The 15,792-nt window shown below is 69.9% G+C and carries 17 protein-coding genes; 12 read left to right on the top strand and 5 right to left on the bottom strand.

Annotated features, from left to right (window positions below):
- Positions 1-8: 8 nt before the first annotated feature.
- The 4 genes from IT780_RS38735 to IT780_RS38720 all read right to left on the bottom strand — a co-directional run bounded on the left by IT780_RS38735 (position 9) and on the right by IT780_RS38720 (position 4,000).
- Entirely contained in the window at positions 9-758 is a 750-nt protein-coding gene (locus IT780_RS38735) for a hypothetical protein (protein WP_199516859.1), read from the bottom strand.
- A 622-nt stretch (positions 759-1,380) separates the two neighbouring features.
- Entirely contained in the window at positions 1,381-2,244 is an 864-nt protein-coding gene (locus IT780_RS38730) for an alpha/beta fold hydrolase (protein ID WP_199516858.1), read from the bottom strand.
- 148 nt (positions 2,245-2,392) lie between these two features.
- Positions 2,393-3,088, bottom strand: a complete 696-nt coding sequence (locus tag IT780_RS38725; protein ID WP_199516857.1) for a hypothetical protein — start codon at positions 3,086-3,088, stop codon at positions 2,393-2,395.
- Between the two features lie 90 nt (positions 3,089-3,178).
- On the bottom strand, positions 3,179-4,000 hold the full coding sequence (locus IT780_RS38720; RefSeq protein ID WP_199516856.1) for a class I SAM-dependent methyltransferase: 822 nt from the start codon (positions 3,998-4,000) through the stop codon (positions 3,179-3,181).
- Between the two features lie 208 nt (positions 4,001-4,208).
- Between IT780_RS38720 and IT780_RS38715 the strand changes: the two genes are divergently transcribed.
- The gene (locus IT780_RS38715; RefSeq protein ID WP_199516855.1) at positions 4,209-4,886 is read left to right on the top strand and encodes a hypothetical protein; all 678 of its coding nucleotides are present in this window, start codon (positions 4,209-4,211) and stop codon (positions 4,884-4,886) included.
- Between the two features lie 261 nt (positions 4,887-5,147).
- A complete protein-coding gene (locus tag IT780_RS38710; protein ID WP_199516854.1) occupies positions 5,148-5,903 on the top strand; it encodes a methyltransferase in 756 nt (251 codons plus the stop codon).
- 130 nt (positions 5,904-6,033) lie between these two features.
- Here IT780_RS38710 and IT780_RS38705 read toward each other — a convergent pair whose 3' ends face one another.
- Positions 6,034-6,963 (bottom strand): hypothetical protein, encoded by a 930-nt coding sequence (locus IT780_RS38705; protein ID WP_199516853.1) that lies wholly within the window; start codon positions 6,961-6,963, stop codon positions 6,034-6,036.
- 124 nt (positions 6,964-7,087) lie between these two features.
- On the opposite strand from IT780_RS38705, the gene IT780_RS38700 reads away from it, so the two are divergent.
- The 10 genes from IT780_RS38700 (at position 7,088) to IT780_RS38655 (ending at position 15,760) form a co-directional block, all read left to right on the top strand.
- Positions 7,088-7,588 (top strand): SRPBCC family protein, encoded by a 501-nt coding sequence (locus IT780_RS38700; protein ID WP_199516852.1) that lies wholly within the window; start codon positions 7,088-7,090, stop codon positions 7,586-7,588.
- A gap of 346 nt (positions 7,589-7,934) precedes the next feature.
- Positions 7,935-8,528: a hypothetical protein gene (locus tag IT780_RS38695; protein ID WP_199516851.1), complete on the top strand. Its 594-nt coding sequence runs from the start codon at positions 7,935-7,937 to the stop codon at positions 8,526-8,528.
- A gap of 115 nt (positions 8,529-8,643) precedes the next feature.
- Positions 8,644-9,513: a hypothetical protein gene (locus tag IT780_RS38690; protein ID WP_199516850.1), complete on the top strand. Its 870-nt coding sequence runs from the start codon at positions 8,644-8,646 to the stop codon at positions 9,511-9,513.
- 223 nt (positions 9,514-9,736) lie between these two features.
- A complete protein-coding gene (locus tag IT780_RS38685) occupies positions 9,737-10,222 on the top strand; it encodes a hypothetical protein (RefSeq protein ID WP_199516849.1) in 486 nt (161 codons plus the stop codon).
- Between the two features lie 193 nt (positions 10,223-10,415).
- The gene (locus tag IT780_RS38680) at positions 10,416-10,979 is read left to right on the top strand and encodes a hypothetical protein (RefSeq protein WP_199516848.1); all 564 of its coding nucleotides are present in this window, start codon (positions 10,416-10,418) and stop codon (positions 10,977-10,979) included.
- A gap of 5 nt (positions 10,980-10,984) precedes the next feature.
- A complete protein-coding gene (locus IT780_RS38675; protein ID WP_199516847.1) occupies positions 10,985-12,979 on the top strand; it encodes a M48 family metalloprotease in 1,995 nt (664 codons plus the stop codon).
- Positions 12,980-13,123: 144 nt separating this feature from the next.
- A complete protein-coding gene (locus IT780_RS38670; RefSeq protein WP_199516846.1) occupies positions 13,124-13,495 on the top strand; it encodes a type II toxin-antitoxin system RelE/ParE family toxin in 372 nt (123 codons plus the stop codon).
- Positions 13,492-13,824 carry a helix-turn-helix domain-containing protein gene (locus IT780_RS38665; RefSeq protein WP_199516845.1) on the top strand — a complete coding sequence of 111 codons (333 nt, stop codon included), beginning with the start codon at positions 13,492-13,494 and terminating at the stop codon, positions 13,822-13,824. Before IT780_RS38670 ends, IT780_RS38665 begins: the two co-directional genes overlap by 4 nt.
- A 197-nt stretch (positions 13,825-14,021) precedes the next feature.
- Positions 14,022-15,122 (top strand): uroporphyrinogen-III synthase, encoded by a 1,101-nt coding sequence (locus tag IT780_RS38660; protein WP_307831615.1) that lies wholly within the window; start codon positions 14,022-14,024, stop codon positions 15,120-15,122.
- Positions 15,119-15,760 (top strand): sirohydrochlorin chelatase, encoded by a 642-nt coding sequence (locus tag IT780_RS38655; RefSeq protein ID WP_199516843.1) that lies wholly within the window; start codon positions 15,119-15,121, stop codon positions 15,758-15,760. The genes IT780_RS38660 and IT780_RS38655 overlap by 4 nt, the downstream gene beginning before the upstream one ends.
- Positions 15,761-15,792: the final 32 nt, after the last annotated feature.

Here is a 15,792-nt window from a genome sequence, read left to right as displayed (position 1 = left end):
ACGTTGCGCTAAAGCGGCAGCAGGTCGAGGGCGAGCGCGGCCTTGATGCGTTGCTCCTGCGGTGAGCCCGTCTCGTGGGGGAACCCGCCGTGGGCGAAGGCGTAGTTGAGGTACGAGACGAACGGTGTGGTCGTGTCGGAGACGAACAGTGCATCGGTGGAGCCGTCCGGCAAGATGATTCCGTACGGGGCACCGCCGCTGGTGTTCTCCTTGTGCAGCTGGTCCGGTGCGACGGGCAGCACGAACGGTCCAGGGGCGTCGCCGTCGTCGACATACTCCTGCCACTGCTCCCACTCCTCTATGACGTAGTCGCGCATCGACGACCCGGGGTGCCGGGAGCCTTCCACCTCGATGACGAGTGGATCGCCGGAGGCCGAGGCCGGCCACTCCGGGTGGGTGCCGACGAGCCACACGTCGCCGACCAGCCGCATCCAGGACAGGACGGTCATCGGAACATCGCCGAACCGTTCCTCGAGCCAGGCTGCGCTGTCGGCCGCCGTGGCGGTCGGCGGCATGTGCGGTGTCTGGGATATCTGATCGTCATCGTTGGAATGGAAGCGGTAGCCGTCGGCAGTGAGCCGCTCGATGATGGTCTCGACGTTCTGTCGAGCGCGGTGGGCCATCTCGTCGCAAACAAGCTGCGCCTCCCGCGCCAGCTCGGGCCGGCTGCGAATTGCGGGACCGAGCTCCCGCAATTCGCGCCAGACCTGTTCGCGGTGACCCATCTGATAACGGCGGAGCCACTCCGGTGATGTCATGGCGAAGATCGTGCCTCATCCGTACGCCACTTCCGCGCCTGTGGTCGTGAGCTGATCGACCCGGTGTGACGGCGCATCGCGCCTCGCGCGTGCGCAACAGTCGCGTAGGGCTGGCACACTGCGGTGATGAGCTGGTCCGTGCATGCCGTCCCGCTGCACGAACTGGCCAACGAAGACATGGCGGAGTGGGCGACTGCGGCGAGCTTCTCGCGCGGGGTACCGCAACGAGCGCCGAGTCCACTGCCCTTGCCGTCGGCAGCCGAGGTCCTTGCGGCCTTCCGGCACGCAGAGTGTCACGGGTCGGCCTGGTTCACCGTCAGCGGCATTGCGCCGAGGTGGCAGCTGCCCGAGTGTCCAGATCCGGACGGATGCTCACGCTCCGGCGGCCGGGATCTGGGCGAGGTCAGCCTGCTCGCCATCGGATCCGCCGACGGTGAGCAGCCGATACCGATGAACGCCGCGGTGAAGGGCGTGTCAGGCTCTTGCGGCAGATCGGTATGTCGCGTCGCCACTCCGGCCTGTCATCGACGATGACCGAACGGCGCACCGTCTCCTCGACCGATGGTTTCGCGACGCTGACCCGGCCCCAGCCGAATGGCGTCGGTCGTGCGGACGACCTCGCCTATTCAGGTGCCAGATTGCTTGAGTTCCGTTCGGCGGGGATCGCCGCTGGTCTTTGTGCTTCGTGGTCGGCGATCCAGCCGAGGAGCAGCGTGAGGAATCGGTCCGGTTGTTCCAGCGACGGCAGGTGGGCGACGTCCGGCCAGTCGACGCGGCGAACGTCGGTGAGCCCTGCGCACACCTGGTCGGCGGCCTCTCGGGTCGTGGTGAGATCGAAACCGCCGATGAGCACCAGCGTTGGAACAGTGATGTCCTGAAGCTGTTCCAGCACGGGTGGATCGAGCTCGACCTCGTCGACGTCCGCCCAGGACGCGGTCACCTCGAACGCCTGGCGCTGCATGCGTCGTACGAAATCTTGGATGCCGAGGTCGACCTGAGAGGCCTCCCGGCCGGGACCGACGACCCAGAAGGCGATATTGGCCTCGACGGCGGCATCGATGTCATCAACAGCGAGCGCGCTCCTCTCGGCGTCGAGGAAGGCTTTGAGGTCATCGGTCAGCGCGGCCAGCAGGCTGCCACCTGGCGGGCACAGCAGCAGGGATTGGACGAGGTGCGGCGCCGTCAGCGCCACTTCGCATGCGACGCCGGCACCGAGCGACGAGCCGACGAGGTGGCATCGGCCGATACCGAGATGGGACAGAGTCGACAGGACGTCATCGACGTGCGCCAGCGGCCCTTCCGGCAAAGCCGTCGATTCCCCGAAGCCGCGTAGGTCAAGCCGTACGATCTCGTGTTCGGTGCGCAGGTGCTCCCATTGGGGATCCCACATCCGGCGGTCGGCAACACCGGCGTGGATCAGGACGATCGGTATGCCGTTGGTGTGGGCGACGTGGTCGTAGGCGATTCCGAGCGGAGTGGTGGCCACAGGTCTCCTGGTACGGGTTCGGTGACGGGGTCTCAGGCAAGCAGGAGACAGTCCTCTGCGCAACAGGTTTGCCGATGCCGGCCCCCTTGGAGCTGCCACTGGCCGGAGAAGTCCGCATTGGAATGATCGAGTGCACTGATGATGCGGCTCAAACGGCGTACGGATGCCACGCGATCCGGCGCAACATCGCGGAATCGTGCCGCAGGAAGGCGTCGAAAGCGTCGATGACTTCGTCGACGCTCGTCAGCTCTGCCCGGTAGTGCTCCTGGGGGGTTCCGTCGCGACGCTCCAGGGCATAGCAACCGTGACGGGTGCCGGCGCGTTCGCCGTACCCGACCTGCATATACCAGTCATCGGATCTGGTCAGCACCGCGAAGTAGTTGTCCGCTGACAGCCGGGCCAGAACCCTTCGGACGATGTCGAGTTCGGGGTCTCGGAATACGCGACCGTGCGCCGACGTCAGCTCGAAGCGCCACGGCTGGGACCACGACGTGCGAAGCTGCTCCATCTGCGGGTCGTAGCAGTTCAACTCGTGCTGCTCGGCTACCTCGGCGGCCCAGGCTGAGACCTCGTCGCACCTGCTCCACACCATCGGGAAGTACACCAGCGGTCCGCTCGCCTCACTCAACAGCGGCCCGGTCGACCACGGGCTTTCCTCACCCGCGTCGGTGTTGATGTCCGGATAGCGATCCAGCAACGCCGCCACGTACCCCGCTATGCGCGCAGTGGGCTCAACCGACTTCTCCGACCCGATGAACCGGGTGTACAAGGCACCGAACTCAGCCGCCGCGGCAACGTCGTTCGCCGGCCGATCGCCTTCCCAGACAGCCAGGTCGTAAGACATCCCGGAATTCTTGCGCATGCCCAGGCCCGATCCACGCCCGGGCTTGCCGAACTGCCAGATCGCTGCGGGACGGACAATGCGAGGTCGGGTTCAGGGTGCGCTGGGTGCCTGACCGATTGCGACGAAGTTCTGGCTCATTCCGAGGATCGATGGTTCGCTCTCGAGTAGTCGCAGCAGATCGAGAACCCGCTTGCGTTGCTCGGGTTCTTTCAGCCGCTCGGGGAGTTGCGGCAGCAGTTTGACGCTGCCGCTGGCGCCGACGAGCGCGCGCATCTGTAGGCCGGCCTCCTGCACTTCCTCAGCGAGATCCTCAGGTCGGTGGAAGTAGGAGGTGGTGAACTGAGTCGGGTCGCCGCCAGGGTTGCGGTACTGCCCGTCGGCGAGGAACGCGATGTTCTTGTCGAATTCGTCCTGCTCGACCGGTGTGCCAAGGGCGATGTCCTCGAAGAGTGGGTAGAACCGGGACAGCGCCTTCGCCAGGACCACACCCCCCGGCCGAAGAACCCGCCGGGCCTCTCGCAGCGCCTTGATCCGGTCGTCCCTGCCTGTCAGATGGTAAAGCGGCCCGAGGAGCAGGACGGCATCCGCAGAGGCCTCTTCGACGTCCAACGCCCGCGCGTCTCCGACAGCGGTACTGGCCAACGGAGCGGACGCAGCGCGGGAAGCGGCCTCAGCCTGTTCCACGTGCAGCGGCACCGGATCGATCAGGTGCACCTCGTATCCGGCCGCGGCGAGCGGGAGCGCGTAGACGCCGGCTCCGCCGCCTACATCCAGTACTCGTGCAGGCGCTGTGGGCAGGTGCCGCTCCAGCAGGTCCCAGATCCGCAGGAACTCGATCCGCCGCTGATCGGCACTCAATCGCTCTTGTTCCAGCCCGTGCTCGTAATACGCAAGGATCTCGGGATCGATCATGTCGGCAGACTGTAGTCGGCAAGGTGAGTGCGGCCACCGAAATTTCGCTCTTGGGCGCTGGCACGACCGCTGCGGCCTCATCGCGGTCCACCGCATCGAAGAGGCCGCCACTGCGGCGGCAGACCGGGAAGTCCGTTGGATCAGCATTGAGCGCGGAGTCGCGAGCGTCGTTGGGTGTGGTTGGTGGGGGACGGGCACAATGGCTGACGTGATCGACACGGAGGACGCGGCTTCTGCGGCTGTCCAGAGGTGGCTGGACACGCTTCCCGGGTCGGGTGGCAGCTTTCGGGTCAAAGCGGTGGCTGACGGCGGTCCGGTGTGGCGGGCAGTGACAGGGAGGCCGGGCACTCACCTCGGGGATTTCGGCGCACGGGTGGACAAGGCGACCGGGCTGGTGCAGCCGGGCTTCGTGCCACAGATTGGCCCGTCGGCCCGGGACGGCTACGTGAGCATGATGCGGACAACGGTGGTACCTGAACTGCGGCGGCTCGGTTTCACCGGCTCGGGGCGCCGATTGACCCTGCAGACCCCGAGGCATCTGGGGACAATTGCGTTCCGGCAGTCGCAGGGCAATACGTGGATGGGGGTGAAATTCACCGCCGACGTCAGCGAGGCGTCGTCCTCCTCCGGTTGGACCGCCCGGCTCGGTTCGATCAGCCACCATGGCTGCGACCACTGGTGGACGGTCTGGGCAGGATTCCCGAGCGACGACGTGGCAGCCGACCTGATCACCGCGATCCGGGATCACGCGGTTCCGGCCATCAAAGGTGAACGCCATCCACCTGGAGTTTCAGCTGCCGACACCGATGTAGCGTCTCTCGGTCAGCGACTGCGCAACGCCGTCTCGCACCGCGTCCAACGCCGCCGCCCCCACAACGGACCCTGACCGGGACGAGGCACGGAGGCCGTACCGATCAGGGCGGGCCTGCTTCGCTGGAGTGGGGCTGTGTCTAGATTCATCTCGTGTCGCACTGACGTGGCGCGCGGTAGGTCGTGAGGATGTAGGAATGAGTTCATCGCGGCCCTCGCCGGCCCCGCGTTCGAGCCGGACACGACCGCAGGCGGGCCGGTGAACCCGCCCGGCCCCTCATCGCCGCGTACCCCTGGGTCTACCCCGGATCACCGCTACCTGCTCGACAACGCCAAGGTGGAGGCGGGCGAGCGGTTCAGCTGGCTGGCCGAGCTGTTCGACGGCGTCACACGCGGGCATGTCGACCGGCTCGGAGTGACGGCGGGCTGGCGCTGCTGGGAAGTCGGCGCCGGGGGCCCCAGCATTCCCGAGGCACTCGCCGCGGCCGTCGGACCGACCGGCCACGTGCTGGCCACGGACGTCAATCCTGCCTGGTTGGACCGGCACGGCACGTACCAGGTGCTTGAGCACGACATTGTCAGGGACCCGCCGCCGCAGCCAGGCACGTTTGATCTGGTGCACGCCAGGCTCGTGCTCGTCCACGTACCCGACCGTGCCCGGGCGCTGGCGGCGATGGTGGCGGCACTGCGCCCCGGCGGCTGGCTGTTGGTCGAGGATGCCGACACCGAGCTGCAGCCGCTGGCCTGCCTCGACGAGGTCGGCCCGGCACAGCAGCGCGCCAACCGGCTGCGGCGCGCCGTCCGGGAGCTGATGACCCGCCGCGGCGCCGACATGCGTTACGGCCGCACGCTGCCGCGAGCCTTGCGTACGGCCGGCCTCGTCGATGTCGCAGCGGCCGGCTTCTTTCCAGTCGGCGGAGCAGCCTGCGACCGGCTGGAGGCCGCGACGGTGCGCATGGTCCGCGCCGAGTTGCTCGCCGCAGGGCTGGCCGACGACGCCGAGATCGACGCCCACCTGGCCGCCATCAACGCCGGCGAGCTCGACCTCACTCTCGCGCCTCTGATATCGGCATGGGGACGCCGCCCGGAATAGCTCCCGCCATCGCCACCACAGCGCCCGCATAGATCGGTCCGGCGGACCCGAACGCCCGCCGCAAGGAACCTAAGTCCCTCACCCTTGCGCACGTGAGTAGATAGATCGCAACGAACCGCAGGTGTCGGTGTCAGGTGGTGAGGAGCTGTTGCCGTTCGCTGTGCAGCGCGTTCCAGCGAGCGCGGGCCGTCTGGGCGCGTACAGAAACTTCCCGGTGTATCCCAGCGATCAGCTGGAGCGACTCGTCCGCGTCGCGGCTCGCTCGGTTGATCTGTTCCCGGATGAGCATGTTCGAGAAGAACACCGCCTGGAAGCCGGCCGGCCGCGTGATCGGGCGCGGGACGTTGCCCAGCGGCTGGGCCAGGCCCACGTCGGTAAGCTCGGCGTGCAGGACGGCCAGGCAGCGGTCGGCGTTCGACGCCGCCCAGCCCACGGCGTCGAGCCAGTGCGGCTGGCTCACGGACACTGCCCCGCCGAGCAGGTTGTCGGTCGTCTGGCGGCTGGACGCCAGGTCGAGCTGACGTCGCAGCTCTCCTAGAGCGCCGAGCGCCGCTTCGGCCGCCCTGACCGCCTCGTGCAGTTCGCGCAGCTCCGCCTCGACCCGGCCGCGCTCGTCCGCCAGCGCCAGCAGGCGGGCGACCTGGGGATCGCCGCTGTCGAGCAGGTGGCGCTCCTTGTCGTCGATCGCCGCGGCGTACCGGGCCGGTACATCGGCCAGGGCGGTCAGCCGAGCCTCGACCGCCGCGCGTTCCGTCTGGATCGCGGCCAGCCGGCTCTCAGCCTCGGCGACCCGGTAGCGGGCCGCATCCGCCTCCGCCCGCTCACGGGACATCTCCTCGGAGTACGTGCCGCGCAATGCGACCAGGACTCGGGACAGCGAAACGCTCTCCAGCCGTTCCACGTCGCGGACCTCGCCGGCCCAGCTCCGCCGCAGCTCGGTCACGGCGGCCGCGTGCTCGGCGTGACGTCGGTCCAGCTCGGCGCGCCGGCTTCGGAGCAGCTCGGCCTCCCGGACCAGGGCGGCAACCTCGACGAGCCGCGCTTCGATATTCTCGATCATGGCCTCATTTGAGCAGGTCAGGGCAAGTATTCGGGCAGCGGGACGGCGTCGGGCGGGCGGTGGCAGTGTGACGGCGGTTGACGTCGCCGGGCCTGAACGGCTGTGGATGGGCGAGGATGGCGGTGTGCCTGTCATTGAGGCGACCATCGTCGTCCCCGTGCCGCCGGATGTCGCTTTCGCCGTGTCGCAGACCACCGTACCGGTGCGGTACCGGTGGGATCCGTTCGTGCGGGAGCAGCATTTCATCGATGGCGCCACCCGGCCTGGCAAGGGCGTACGCACCTTCACCCGGTCGCGGCACGGCATCACGATGATCAGCGAGTACGTGTCGTTCCACCCGCCCACCAACGTCGGCATGAAGATGGTGCGCGGGCCGTGGTTCTTCGAGATGTTCGGCGGCGGCTGGCGTTTCGCGCCCGCACCGGACCAGCCCGGCCACACCGTTGCCACCTGGCGATACAACTTCCGGTGCCGGCCTGCCGTGCTGCGCCCGGCCGCCGAGCGGATCGGTGGGTGGCTGCTCGGCCGCGACATCCGCCGACGGATCGCCGGGTACGCCCGAGGATGCGAGGACCCGATCGTGCTCGCCTCAGCCCGCCAGAGCCTCAATGACCAGCCCGGATAGCTTGCGCCGCCCTGACCCGACCAACGTGACGGCGAGCGTGTCCGGGGGACACGGCTGCGTATCGCCGCCCTGCCGACCCACGGAGGACGTAGTTGTGAAGGCGTACGACGTGGTGCCCGGAACGTACGAGAGTGCCCTGGCCGCCCACAGGGTCGGGCCGCCTCCGCAGCCCGCCGGATGGGCCGGTCCGGCCGGACCCGCGATCACCCCGGCTGCCTGGCCTCGCTCACCGAGAACCGGGCAGCCCTTCGTACACGACGCGACCATCGGCCTGCCGCCCGAGTACCGGCGCCGCAGCGCCGACCTCGTCGCCATCGCGGTCTTCGACTGGCCGGACGGGGACGGCATGATGCCCGCCCCGGCCGGCTTCGCTGCAGGCCTCGCGGGCGATCTGTCCCACGTCGCGCACCCGGACGACCCGTTCTGGGACGACGTCGCCGCCGCCCGCCCGCATCCGCATGCGAGCGTCGTCCGCGACCCGGACACCGGCTTCTTCTACGCCGCGCTCTGGCTCACCGCCGCCGAATTCACCGGTCCACGGACGGAACGTCCACGCCAGGGCCTTCAGCTGGCGGCCGACGAAAGTGACTGGCCGAGCGATGAGCGGGACCGGTTCGGCCGCTTCGGTGACCTGTGGCTCGTCGAGCGTGCCGATGATCCCAACGCCGGCCGCGCACCGGGGCATACCGGTTACGTAGACCTCATCGAGATGGACGACGATGTCTACACCGACGTGCAAGAGCGGTTCTCGCACGTGCACTTCGGCGGCACGATGATGGATTCGAACATCAGCGCCACCTTCGCGGGCTCGAGCGTCAACGACGGTAGCGATCTGTCCGTGTGGTACATGGAGATCCATCGGCTGGGCGGGATGTGGGTCGGCGACGACGGCAACCTGCTCCTCGACCTCGCCACCGACCAGGTCTTCAGCTTCCGCTGAGTCGCCAGGCAGGTCGCCGACGGCGGTATCCGTACGCGTTCTTCGTCCTCGGTGATCGGTTTCCCCGGGGCTGCTCACTGCAAGCCGTCGGCACGGCCCGTGGGAGAATCCCACCATGGCAGATCAGAGTGTGACCGGCAGTGTCGAACAGCGGGTCGCCCTCGCGCGCAATCGCAAGACCTCGCAGGAGAAGCTGTACAGCATGGTCGCGGACCCGTCGGTGCAGGTGCGTGCTGCGCTGGCCGCCCGCCCCGACGCCACGGCGCAGATGCTGCGCGCCCTCACCCGTGACCGGGACCGTGGGGTCCGGGAGATCGTCGCGCGCAACGCCGCCGCTTCGCAGGGCAACCTGCTGCGCCTGCTCGGCGACGCCGACCGGCGGGTGCGCTGGGCCGTCGCCACGAACCCGTCCTGCGACGAGCGCATCCGGGGCGTCATGCTGAAGGCCCAGGACAAGGAGCTGCGGGGCCTGCTCGCCGAGATGCCCGCGCTCGAGCCCGACTCCGCCGCCGAACTCGTCGGGGACGCCTCGTCCGAGGTTCGCGAGCGGCTGGCCACGCACACCGCCATTCCCGAGATCATCGATGCCCTGCTGGAGGACCGCGCCGTACGCGTGCGCAAGGGCCTCGCCGTCAACGAGTGGACCAGCCCGGAGCAGCGGCACCGACTCGCCACGGACTTCTCCCCTGAGATCCGGGCCACGCTGGTGAGCGCCCTCGACCTCGAAGAAGCCGACCTTCGTGCCCTGCTGGACGACCGGTCTGCCGACGTACGAAAGGCGATGGCCACCTCCGACCGCACACCGCAGCACATCCGCGAGGCTCTCATGGCCGACGCCGACGAGCAGGTCAGGCGAGCCGCCCTCACCTATCGGGCTTCGGAGCAGCCACCCGCGGCCGGAGCGCCGGCCGAGGAACGGAAGGTTAGCCTGCGTACCACTGCGCGAAAGCCTGTCGCCCGCAGGTTCCCAGGTAAGAACGCATGACCGGTGCGGAGTTCCCGCCGAGCCGGTCTCCGGCTCGGGCGTGAATGCCGGCACCGTCACCGCGGCCAGGTTCCTCAACCACGCGGGCGAGCTACGAGACGGCCAAGTCCGGCCCGTCCTGGCACCTCAACGTGCAGACTCCCAAGACATGGGCGACAACCACCCAGGTCTTCCGGATCACGCTGGTCGACGGGTCCACGTACGACGCGAAGTTCACCCTGACATGCAGTTCCTGACGTCCTTGGTGGTGCGAACAGCGGCGGTGCTGCTGCTCGCACCTCTGGTGGCGGCATGCACCGGCCCGTCACACGACGGCCTGACCGGCAAAGCGGTCGCCGTGGACGACACCGGGCGCGGTGATTCACCGATCGACGAAGGCTGGATCATCGCCGTACCGGCCGCAGCCGTCGACGACCTGTGGAGCACCACCGGCAACAAGCCGATCGGCCAGCAAGACCTGCCGTACATGGCTGCGCAGCTCAATCGCGACCAGGTGACCCGGGCCGGTGGCGTGGTCGCCCCCCTCGACGATGACGGCGAGTTCGTCCTACCCGCCAAGGAAGGCGAATACCTCCTCTGCCATCTCGAATCGGCCGATATCGGGGGCGGCGAGGTGATTCAAGGCTGCGGGTTCCTGACTCTCCCGGCGTCCGGCGAACTGGAGATCTCCCGCGGAGAAGGCGGCTTCCGCGCTGGGATCAAGGAGTAGTCGCAGGCGCGAACGCCCCGGCGACGACACCGTCGAGTGCCGAGAAGCGGCCAACTAAGGCGTGTCTCACAACCGTTCGCTGATGGTGGACTGATGCGAAGAAGCTCGTGGAGCGCGGGCCGCCGGAGCTGCCACCGCGTCCGGGGGCGGTCTCCTTTGGTGGGTACGTGATCCGAACTGCAACAATGACCGCGTGTCGTCCCCTGTGCAGCGCTACGTGATTGGTCGCCGGCATCGTCAGCTGGTGCTCCGGCTGGCCCGGGCCGCGGTGACCGAGGTGGCGCCCGAGGAGTTGGCGCTGTTCGACCGTACGGCCGGCGCTTTGTTCCGGCGCCGTGGCTGGCCGGCTTTCCGGCACCGCGACGTCTTGAGTTCCGGACTCGAGCTCACGCTGCACACGGTGACGGAGGTGGCGCTGGCTGCGGCGTCGGCCGGAGCCGGGGTGTTCCTGTCGACCGGTGCCGAGCAGCTCAGTGCCGGGTTCTGGGGGAGGCTGACCGGTCGGCTGCGCCGGCGCCGCACGAGCGGCAAGGCCGCCACCGTCGTAGCGTTGTCCGTCGCCGATCTCGAGCGCGTCCGCGACGCCGCGAGCGCCGCCGCTCGGGGCGCAGGCGTGGCCGAACCCACCGCGACGGTGATCGCCGAGGCCATCGTCGGGCGCCTGGTTCTCGGCGGGGGCGCCGAGGCGGTCGCCGCCGACGGCGTGGTCGGGACGGATGCGCCCAGCGCCGGCCCTTCCCCGAAGCTGGACGGCTGAGCGGGATGTCAGCCCCGCCCCTGCACGGCCCGCCCGCCGGGCCGGCAGCGGAGCGGCGGACCGTTCCCGGCACCGGGCCGTGGTCGTCGAGTACCACGGCCCGGTTCGCGGTCCTGGTGATGCTGATGCTGACGGTCACGGCGGGCATCGGATCGCTGTGGCGCGATGCCAGTCAGCCCTGGCTCGACGAGGGCAGCGCCTGTCACCGCACGCTGGTGGCCATCCGGTACGAACTGATCGGCGACCACCAGCGGCAGGCCATGCTCGATGGGCTCGCTTCGCCGGTCCGGACGCCGTGGGCGCCCACGTCAGGCGTCGGCTCACCGGCCGAGCAGACGACCTGGCTTCTGCTGCTGCCCACGCTGACCCGCGACGAGCTGCGGCGGCGCCAGCCGGACTGCTTCCGGACGCCGCTGCCCTTCGGGGATCGGCTGGAGTACGCCCTGCCCGCCGCCGTGGCCGCCGCGGGCCTGCTGTTGTACGGGCTGATGCCGCACTGGCGGATCCGCAGCCGGCGGCTTCTGCCCCTCGCCCAGGTGGCTCCCACCGAGGTCACCGCCGAGGTACGCAGCATGGCGGCGGCCGCCGGGTTACGCGCCCGCTTCCTGGTGCATCCGCTGGACCCGCGGGTGGACGGAGTGGCGTTCGGGCACGTGGGCCGCCGGTACGTGGCGCTCAACCGAGGTGTGCTCCGGCTGCACCGGGTCGACCCCGACGGCTTCCGGGCCGTGGTCGCGCACGAGCTGGGCCACCTGCACAACCGCGATGTGGACCTGGGCGGGCTCACCGTGGCGTTGTGGTACGCGTACCTGCTCGTCGTGGTCACCCCGACGCTCTTCCTGGTCCCGGACTGGACCGGCACGGAAGACCTTTTCTTCGGTACGCGCTCAGCCAGCCTCGGTGCCTGGCTGCACATGGCCGCCCTCACCGCGGTGATCTACCTGGCCCGGAACGGCGTGCTGCAGACTCGTGAGATCTACGCCGATCGCTTCGCCGCCGCCGCGTACGGTCAGCCGCTCGAACAGCTCCTCCGCCGGGCCGTGGCGGAACACGACGCACCCGTCGGCTGGAAAGCCGACGAAGCCCTCCCCGACGCGCGAACCCGGCGAGGCCCCGGCCACCTGTGGCGGCGTCTCGTACGCGTCCACCCCGCACCGGCGGACCGGTACCTCGCCCTCCAGCATGACCAGTACCGGTTCGAGTTCAGCCCCGGCGGCATGTTCGCCCTGAGCGTGGCCGTCATGCTCGTTTTGCCGGTCTGGCTGAACGAGACCAGCGTCCAGATCAAGAAGATCCTGCTGGCCCGGGGCGACCTCGCCGTGGAAAGGATCTGGAGCGAGGCCATGAGCGTGTACCCGGCGCTGGCGGTCCTGATCACCGTTCCGCTGGGCGCGGGCCTGGCGGTCGGTGTGACACGGATCGCCGCGACCGCACCGCGACGTGAGGCCGTACGCCACGCGCTCGCCCTGGCACTCGCGCTGGCCGCCGGGCTGGTGGTCGGGGAGCTGGTCACGCCGGCCGACACCCGGCTGGCCCCGCTGACACCGTACGCCGACGGCTGGCGGTGGCCGCTCCTGGTGGCCGCGGGCGCCCTCGCCAGCGTCCTGCTGCTCCTGCTCACAGCCTGGTCCTGGCACCGTACGACGCGAGGCCGCCGGCCGCGTCCGGCATCGATCCTGGTCGCCGCCCACGGCGCAATACTGATCACGCTGTGGCTACCGGGGCTGATCGCCGCCCGGTACACCTCGCTCGGTACGCGCGACACCTCCATCTCCCTCCCGGCCCTGGCCGACCTCGCCGTGGCATGGCTCCCCGACGGCCTCACCGGCTTCGCCGTCCTCGCCCTCGCCGCCCTCCCGGCAGCCGGCCTGGTGGCACCGCTCGCCGCCGCGGCCGCCGCGCGGGGCCGCTCTTCCCCGGTCGTCGGGCCGCCGCATCCCCCCGAGGGGAGCAGCCGGTGTCGTCGTGGTGGCTGCCAAGGGTGCCGAGCAGGGCGTTGAAGTCGTAGGTCACCACCTCGCAATAACACAGCACCGGGACCAGCTCGACACCGCATGCGGCGACGGCGTCAGCAGGCTGTCAGTTGTGTCTGTATGCCCCGGGCGGCGTCGGACTCGGATATAAGCTGCACTTATAATGAAGGTATGTGGGAGGTGCGGCTGCATCCTGAAGTCGAAGCGTGGTTTCTCGACCTGTGTCGTTCGGATCCTGAAACGGCTGATCTCGTGTCCGAGGCGATCGACGTGTTGACCGACCAAGGGCCGGCGCTCGGCCGGCCACTGGTCGACAGGTTGAAGGGCAGCATCTACCACAACATGAAGGAGTTGCGTCCGGGCTCCGCGGGGACCACCGAAGTTAGGATGATCTTTGCGTTCGATCCGGTCCGCGAGGCGGTCTTCCTCGTGGCCGGTGACAAATCGGGCCGGTGGCAGGCCTGGTACCGCGAAGCGATCGGGCTGGCCGATGCCCGGTTTGCCGAGCACCTGGCGGCCCTGAAGCAGGAGGAGCAGTCATGACCGACGCGGCCAACTGGCGCGACGTCAAGGCGAAGGCCCGCGCCGCTGATCCCACCTGGGACAACGCTGACCGTGTCGCCCGCCGGCAGCAGATGCGCGAACAGATGCTCGCCTCCGTGAGTGGCGCCAAGCTCGCCGAGATCCGGCAGCAGCTCGGCGTCACCCAGACACAATTGGCCGAGGCGACCGGCCTGTCGCAGGCGCGGATCAGTCAGATCGAGAACGGTGACGCCGTCGGCCTGGACACACTGCGCGCCTATGTCGCCGGGCTCGGGGGACACCTCGACATCGTCGCCCGGATCGGCAACATCCAGCTCAACGTGGCGTAGCGGGGGACGGCTCCGCCGACATCATGCCGCGAGCGCCAGACTCATCGTGCGCCACCACGTCGCCGGTCATGCCGCTCCCAGGGTTGTCTCACCGGGGCGGGGTCCCCGAAAGTGATGCCGCGTTATCACCGGGGAAACATGCGAGATCGCGACCCGAAATAGCAGCTGGCGAGCATCGGACGGTGACCGTCGACCAGATCGCCGATGCCGGGCCGCTTGCCGGCTTCACCGTGGCCGTGACCGCCGAGCGGCGGCGGGAGGAGCTTGCCGCCCTGTTGGAGCGGCGGGGGGCCCGGGTGGTGGTCGCTCCCGCCATCACGATCGTGCCGTTGGGGGATGATGAGGCGCTGCTGCATGCGACCGAGGCCTGTGTAGGGCTGGCGCCGGACATTGTCATCGCGACGACCGGGATCGGGTTCCGGGGGTGGCTGGAGGCCGCCGAGGGGTGGGGGATGGGTGACACCCTGCGGGCCGCGCTGGGGCGGGCGCGGCTGATCGCGCGGGGGGCGAAGCCGTGCGGGGCGATCCGGGCCGCCGATCTGACCGAGGAGTGGTCGGCCGCGACCGAGTCGTCGGAGGAGATCCTGGAGCGGCTGTTGTCGCAGGGTATCGCCGGGCGGCGGATCGCGGTGCAGCTGCACGGCGGGCCGCAGGCGGAGTTCACCGCGGCGCTCCGGGCGGCCGGGGCCGCCGTCGTGGAGGTTCCGGTCTACCGGTGGACGCTGCCGCCGGATCCGGCACCCGTACGCCGGCTCGTCGGGCAGCTCGTCGCCGGGCAGGTCGACGCCGTCACCTTCACCAGCGCCCCGGCCGTGCAGGCCCTGCTCGACATCGCCGCCGACGCCGCGGGGGAGGTGCTGGACCGGTTCCGGGGCCGGACCCTGGCGGCCTGCGTCGGTCCGGTCACCGCCGCCTCGCTGGTCGAGCAGCGGGTCCCGGTCGTCACGCCGCACCGGTCGCGGCTGGGGGCGCTGGTCAAGGTGGTCACCGACGAGTTGCCGCGGCGGGCCGTACGGCTGGCGGTGGCCGGTGAGGAGCTGGAGATCCGGGGGCACGCGGTGCTGGTCGGGGGGCGGTTGCAGACCCTCGCGCCGGCCGCGATGGCGATCCTCGGGGCGCTGGCCGCACGGCCGGGGGCCGTCGTCTCCAAGGATCGGCTGGCCGAGGCGCTGCCCCGGGGCACCGACGGGCACGCCGTGGACGTGGCGATCGCCCGGCTGCGGACCGCGCTGGGCGGCGGCGGGCACATCGAGACAGTCATCAAACGGGGTTACCGGCTGAGGGTGGACGAACAGTGAGCGTTCTGCTGGCGGTCGCGCACGGTACGAGGTCCGCCGCGGGCCAGGCGCAGATCCGCGACCTCGTGGACCGGGTCGCCCTGCGCCGCCCGGATGTCGACGTGCGGCTGGCCTACGTGGACGTGCAGCACCCCCGCGTCGGGGAGGTCGCCGGCGATCCCGGCACCGTGATCGTGCCGTTGCTGCTCTCGGCCGGCTACCACGTACGCGTGGACATCGCGGAGGCCGCGGCGGCCGGCGGGGCGAGAGTCGCGCCGCCGCTGGGGCCGGACCCGGTGCTCGTCGACAGCCTCCGCGGACACCTGACGGGCGGGGACGCCGTCGTGCTGGCCGCGGCCGGCTCCTCCGATCCGGCGTGGCGGGCCGATGTGGACCGGGTGGCCGCCGAGCTGGGCGCCACGGTCGCGTACGCCTCCGGCACCGAGCGCCGCGTCCCCGACGTCGTCGCCCGGCTGAGGGAACAGGGGGCCGAGCGGGTGACCGTGGCCGCGTACCTGCTCGCCGAGGGGCTGTTCTACCGGGCGCTGCACAACGCCGGAGCGGACCGGGTCACGCCTCCGCTGTGCGAGGACCCGGCCGTCGTCGACCTGGTGCTGGCCCGGTACGCCGATCTCACAATGGCCGCCGGCCGGTTGTAGGGAATTCCGTACGTCGGCGCAACCGAGCAGCG

Origin of the sequence: Nucisporomicrobium flavum (assembly GCF_016464385.1) — a bacterium.
GTDB classification, from domain to species: Bacteria; Actinomycetota; Actinomycetes; order Mycobacteriales; family Micromonosporaceae; genus Actinoplanes; species Actinoplanes flavus_A.
This window is presented reverse-complemented; position numbering and strand designations above follow the sequence as displayed.

Coding starts and splice junctions, on each gene's coding strand:
- IT780_RS38705 (WP_199516853.1), bottom strand. CDS start 6,963: ATGATCGAGAATATCGAAGCGCGGCTCGTCGAGGTTGCCGCCCTGGTC.
- IT780_RS38735 (WP_199516859.1), bottom strand. CDS start 758: ATGACATCACCGGAGTGGCTCCGCCGTTATCAGATGGGTCACCGCGAA.
- IT780_RS38695 (WP_199516851.1), top strand. CDS start 7,935: ATGATGCCCGCCCCGGCCGGCTTCGCTGCAGGCCTCGCGGGCGATCTG.
- IT780_RS38665 (WP_199516845.1), top strand. CDS start 13,492: ATGACCGACGCGGCCAACTGGCGCGACGTCAAGGCGAAGGCCCGCGCC.
- IT780_RS38725 (WP_199516857.1), bottom strand. CDS start 3,088: ATGTCTTACGACCTGGCTGTCTGGGAAGGCGATCGGCCGGCGAACGAC.
- IT780_RS38670 (WP_199516846.1), top strand. CDS start 13,124: ATGTGGGAGGTGCGGCTGCATCCTGAAGTCGAAGCGTGGTTTCTCGAC.
- IT780_RS38685 (WP_199516849.1), top strand. CDS start 9,737: ATGCAGTTCCTGACGTCCTTGGTGGTGCGAACAGCGGCGGTGCTGCTG.
- IT780_RS38720 (WP_199516856.1), bottom strand. CDS start 4,000: ATGATCGATCCCGAGATCCTTGCGTATTACGAGCACGGGCTGGAACAA.
- IT780_RS38690 (WP_199516850.1), top strand. CDS start 8,644: ATGGCAGATCAGAGTGTGACCGGCAGTGTCGAACAGCGGGTCGCCCTC.
- IT780_RS38675 (WP_199516847.1), top strand. CDS start 10,985: ATGTCAGCCCCGCCCCTGCACGGCCCGCCCGCCGGGCCGGCAGCGGAG.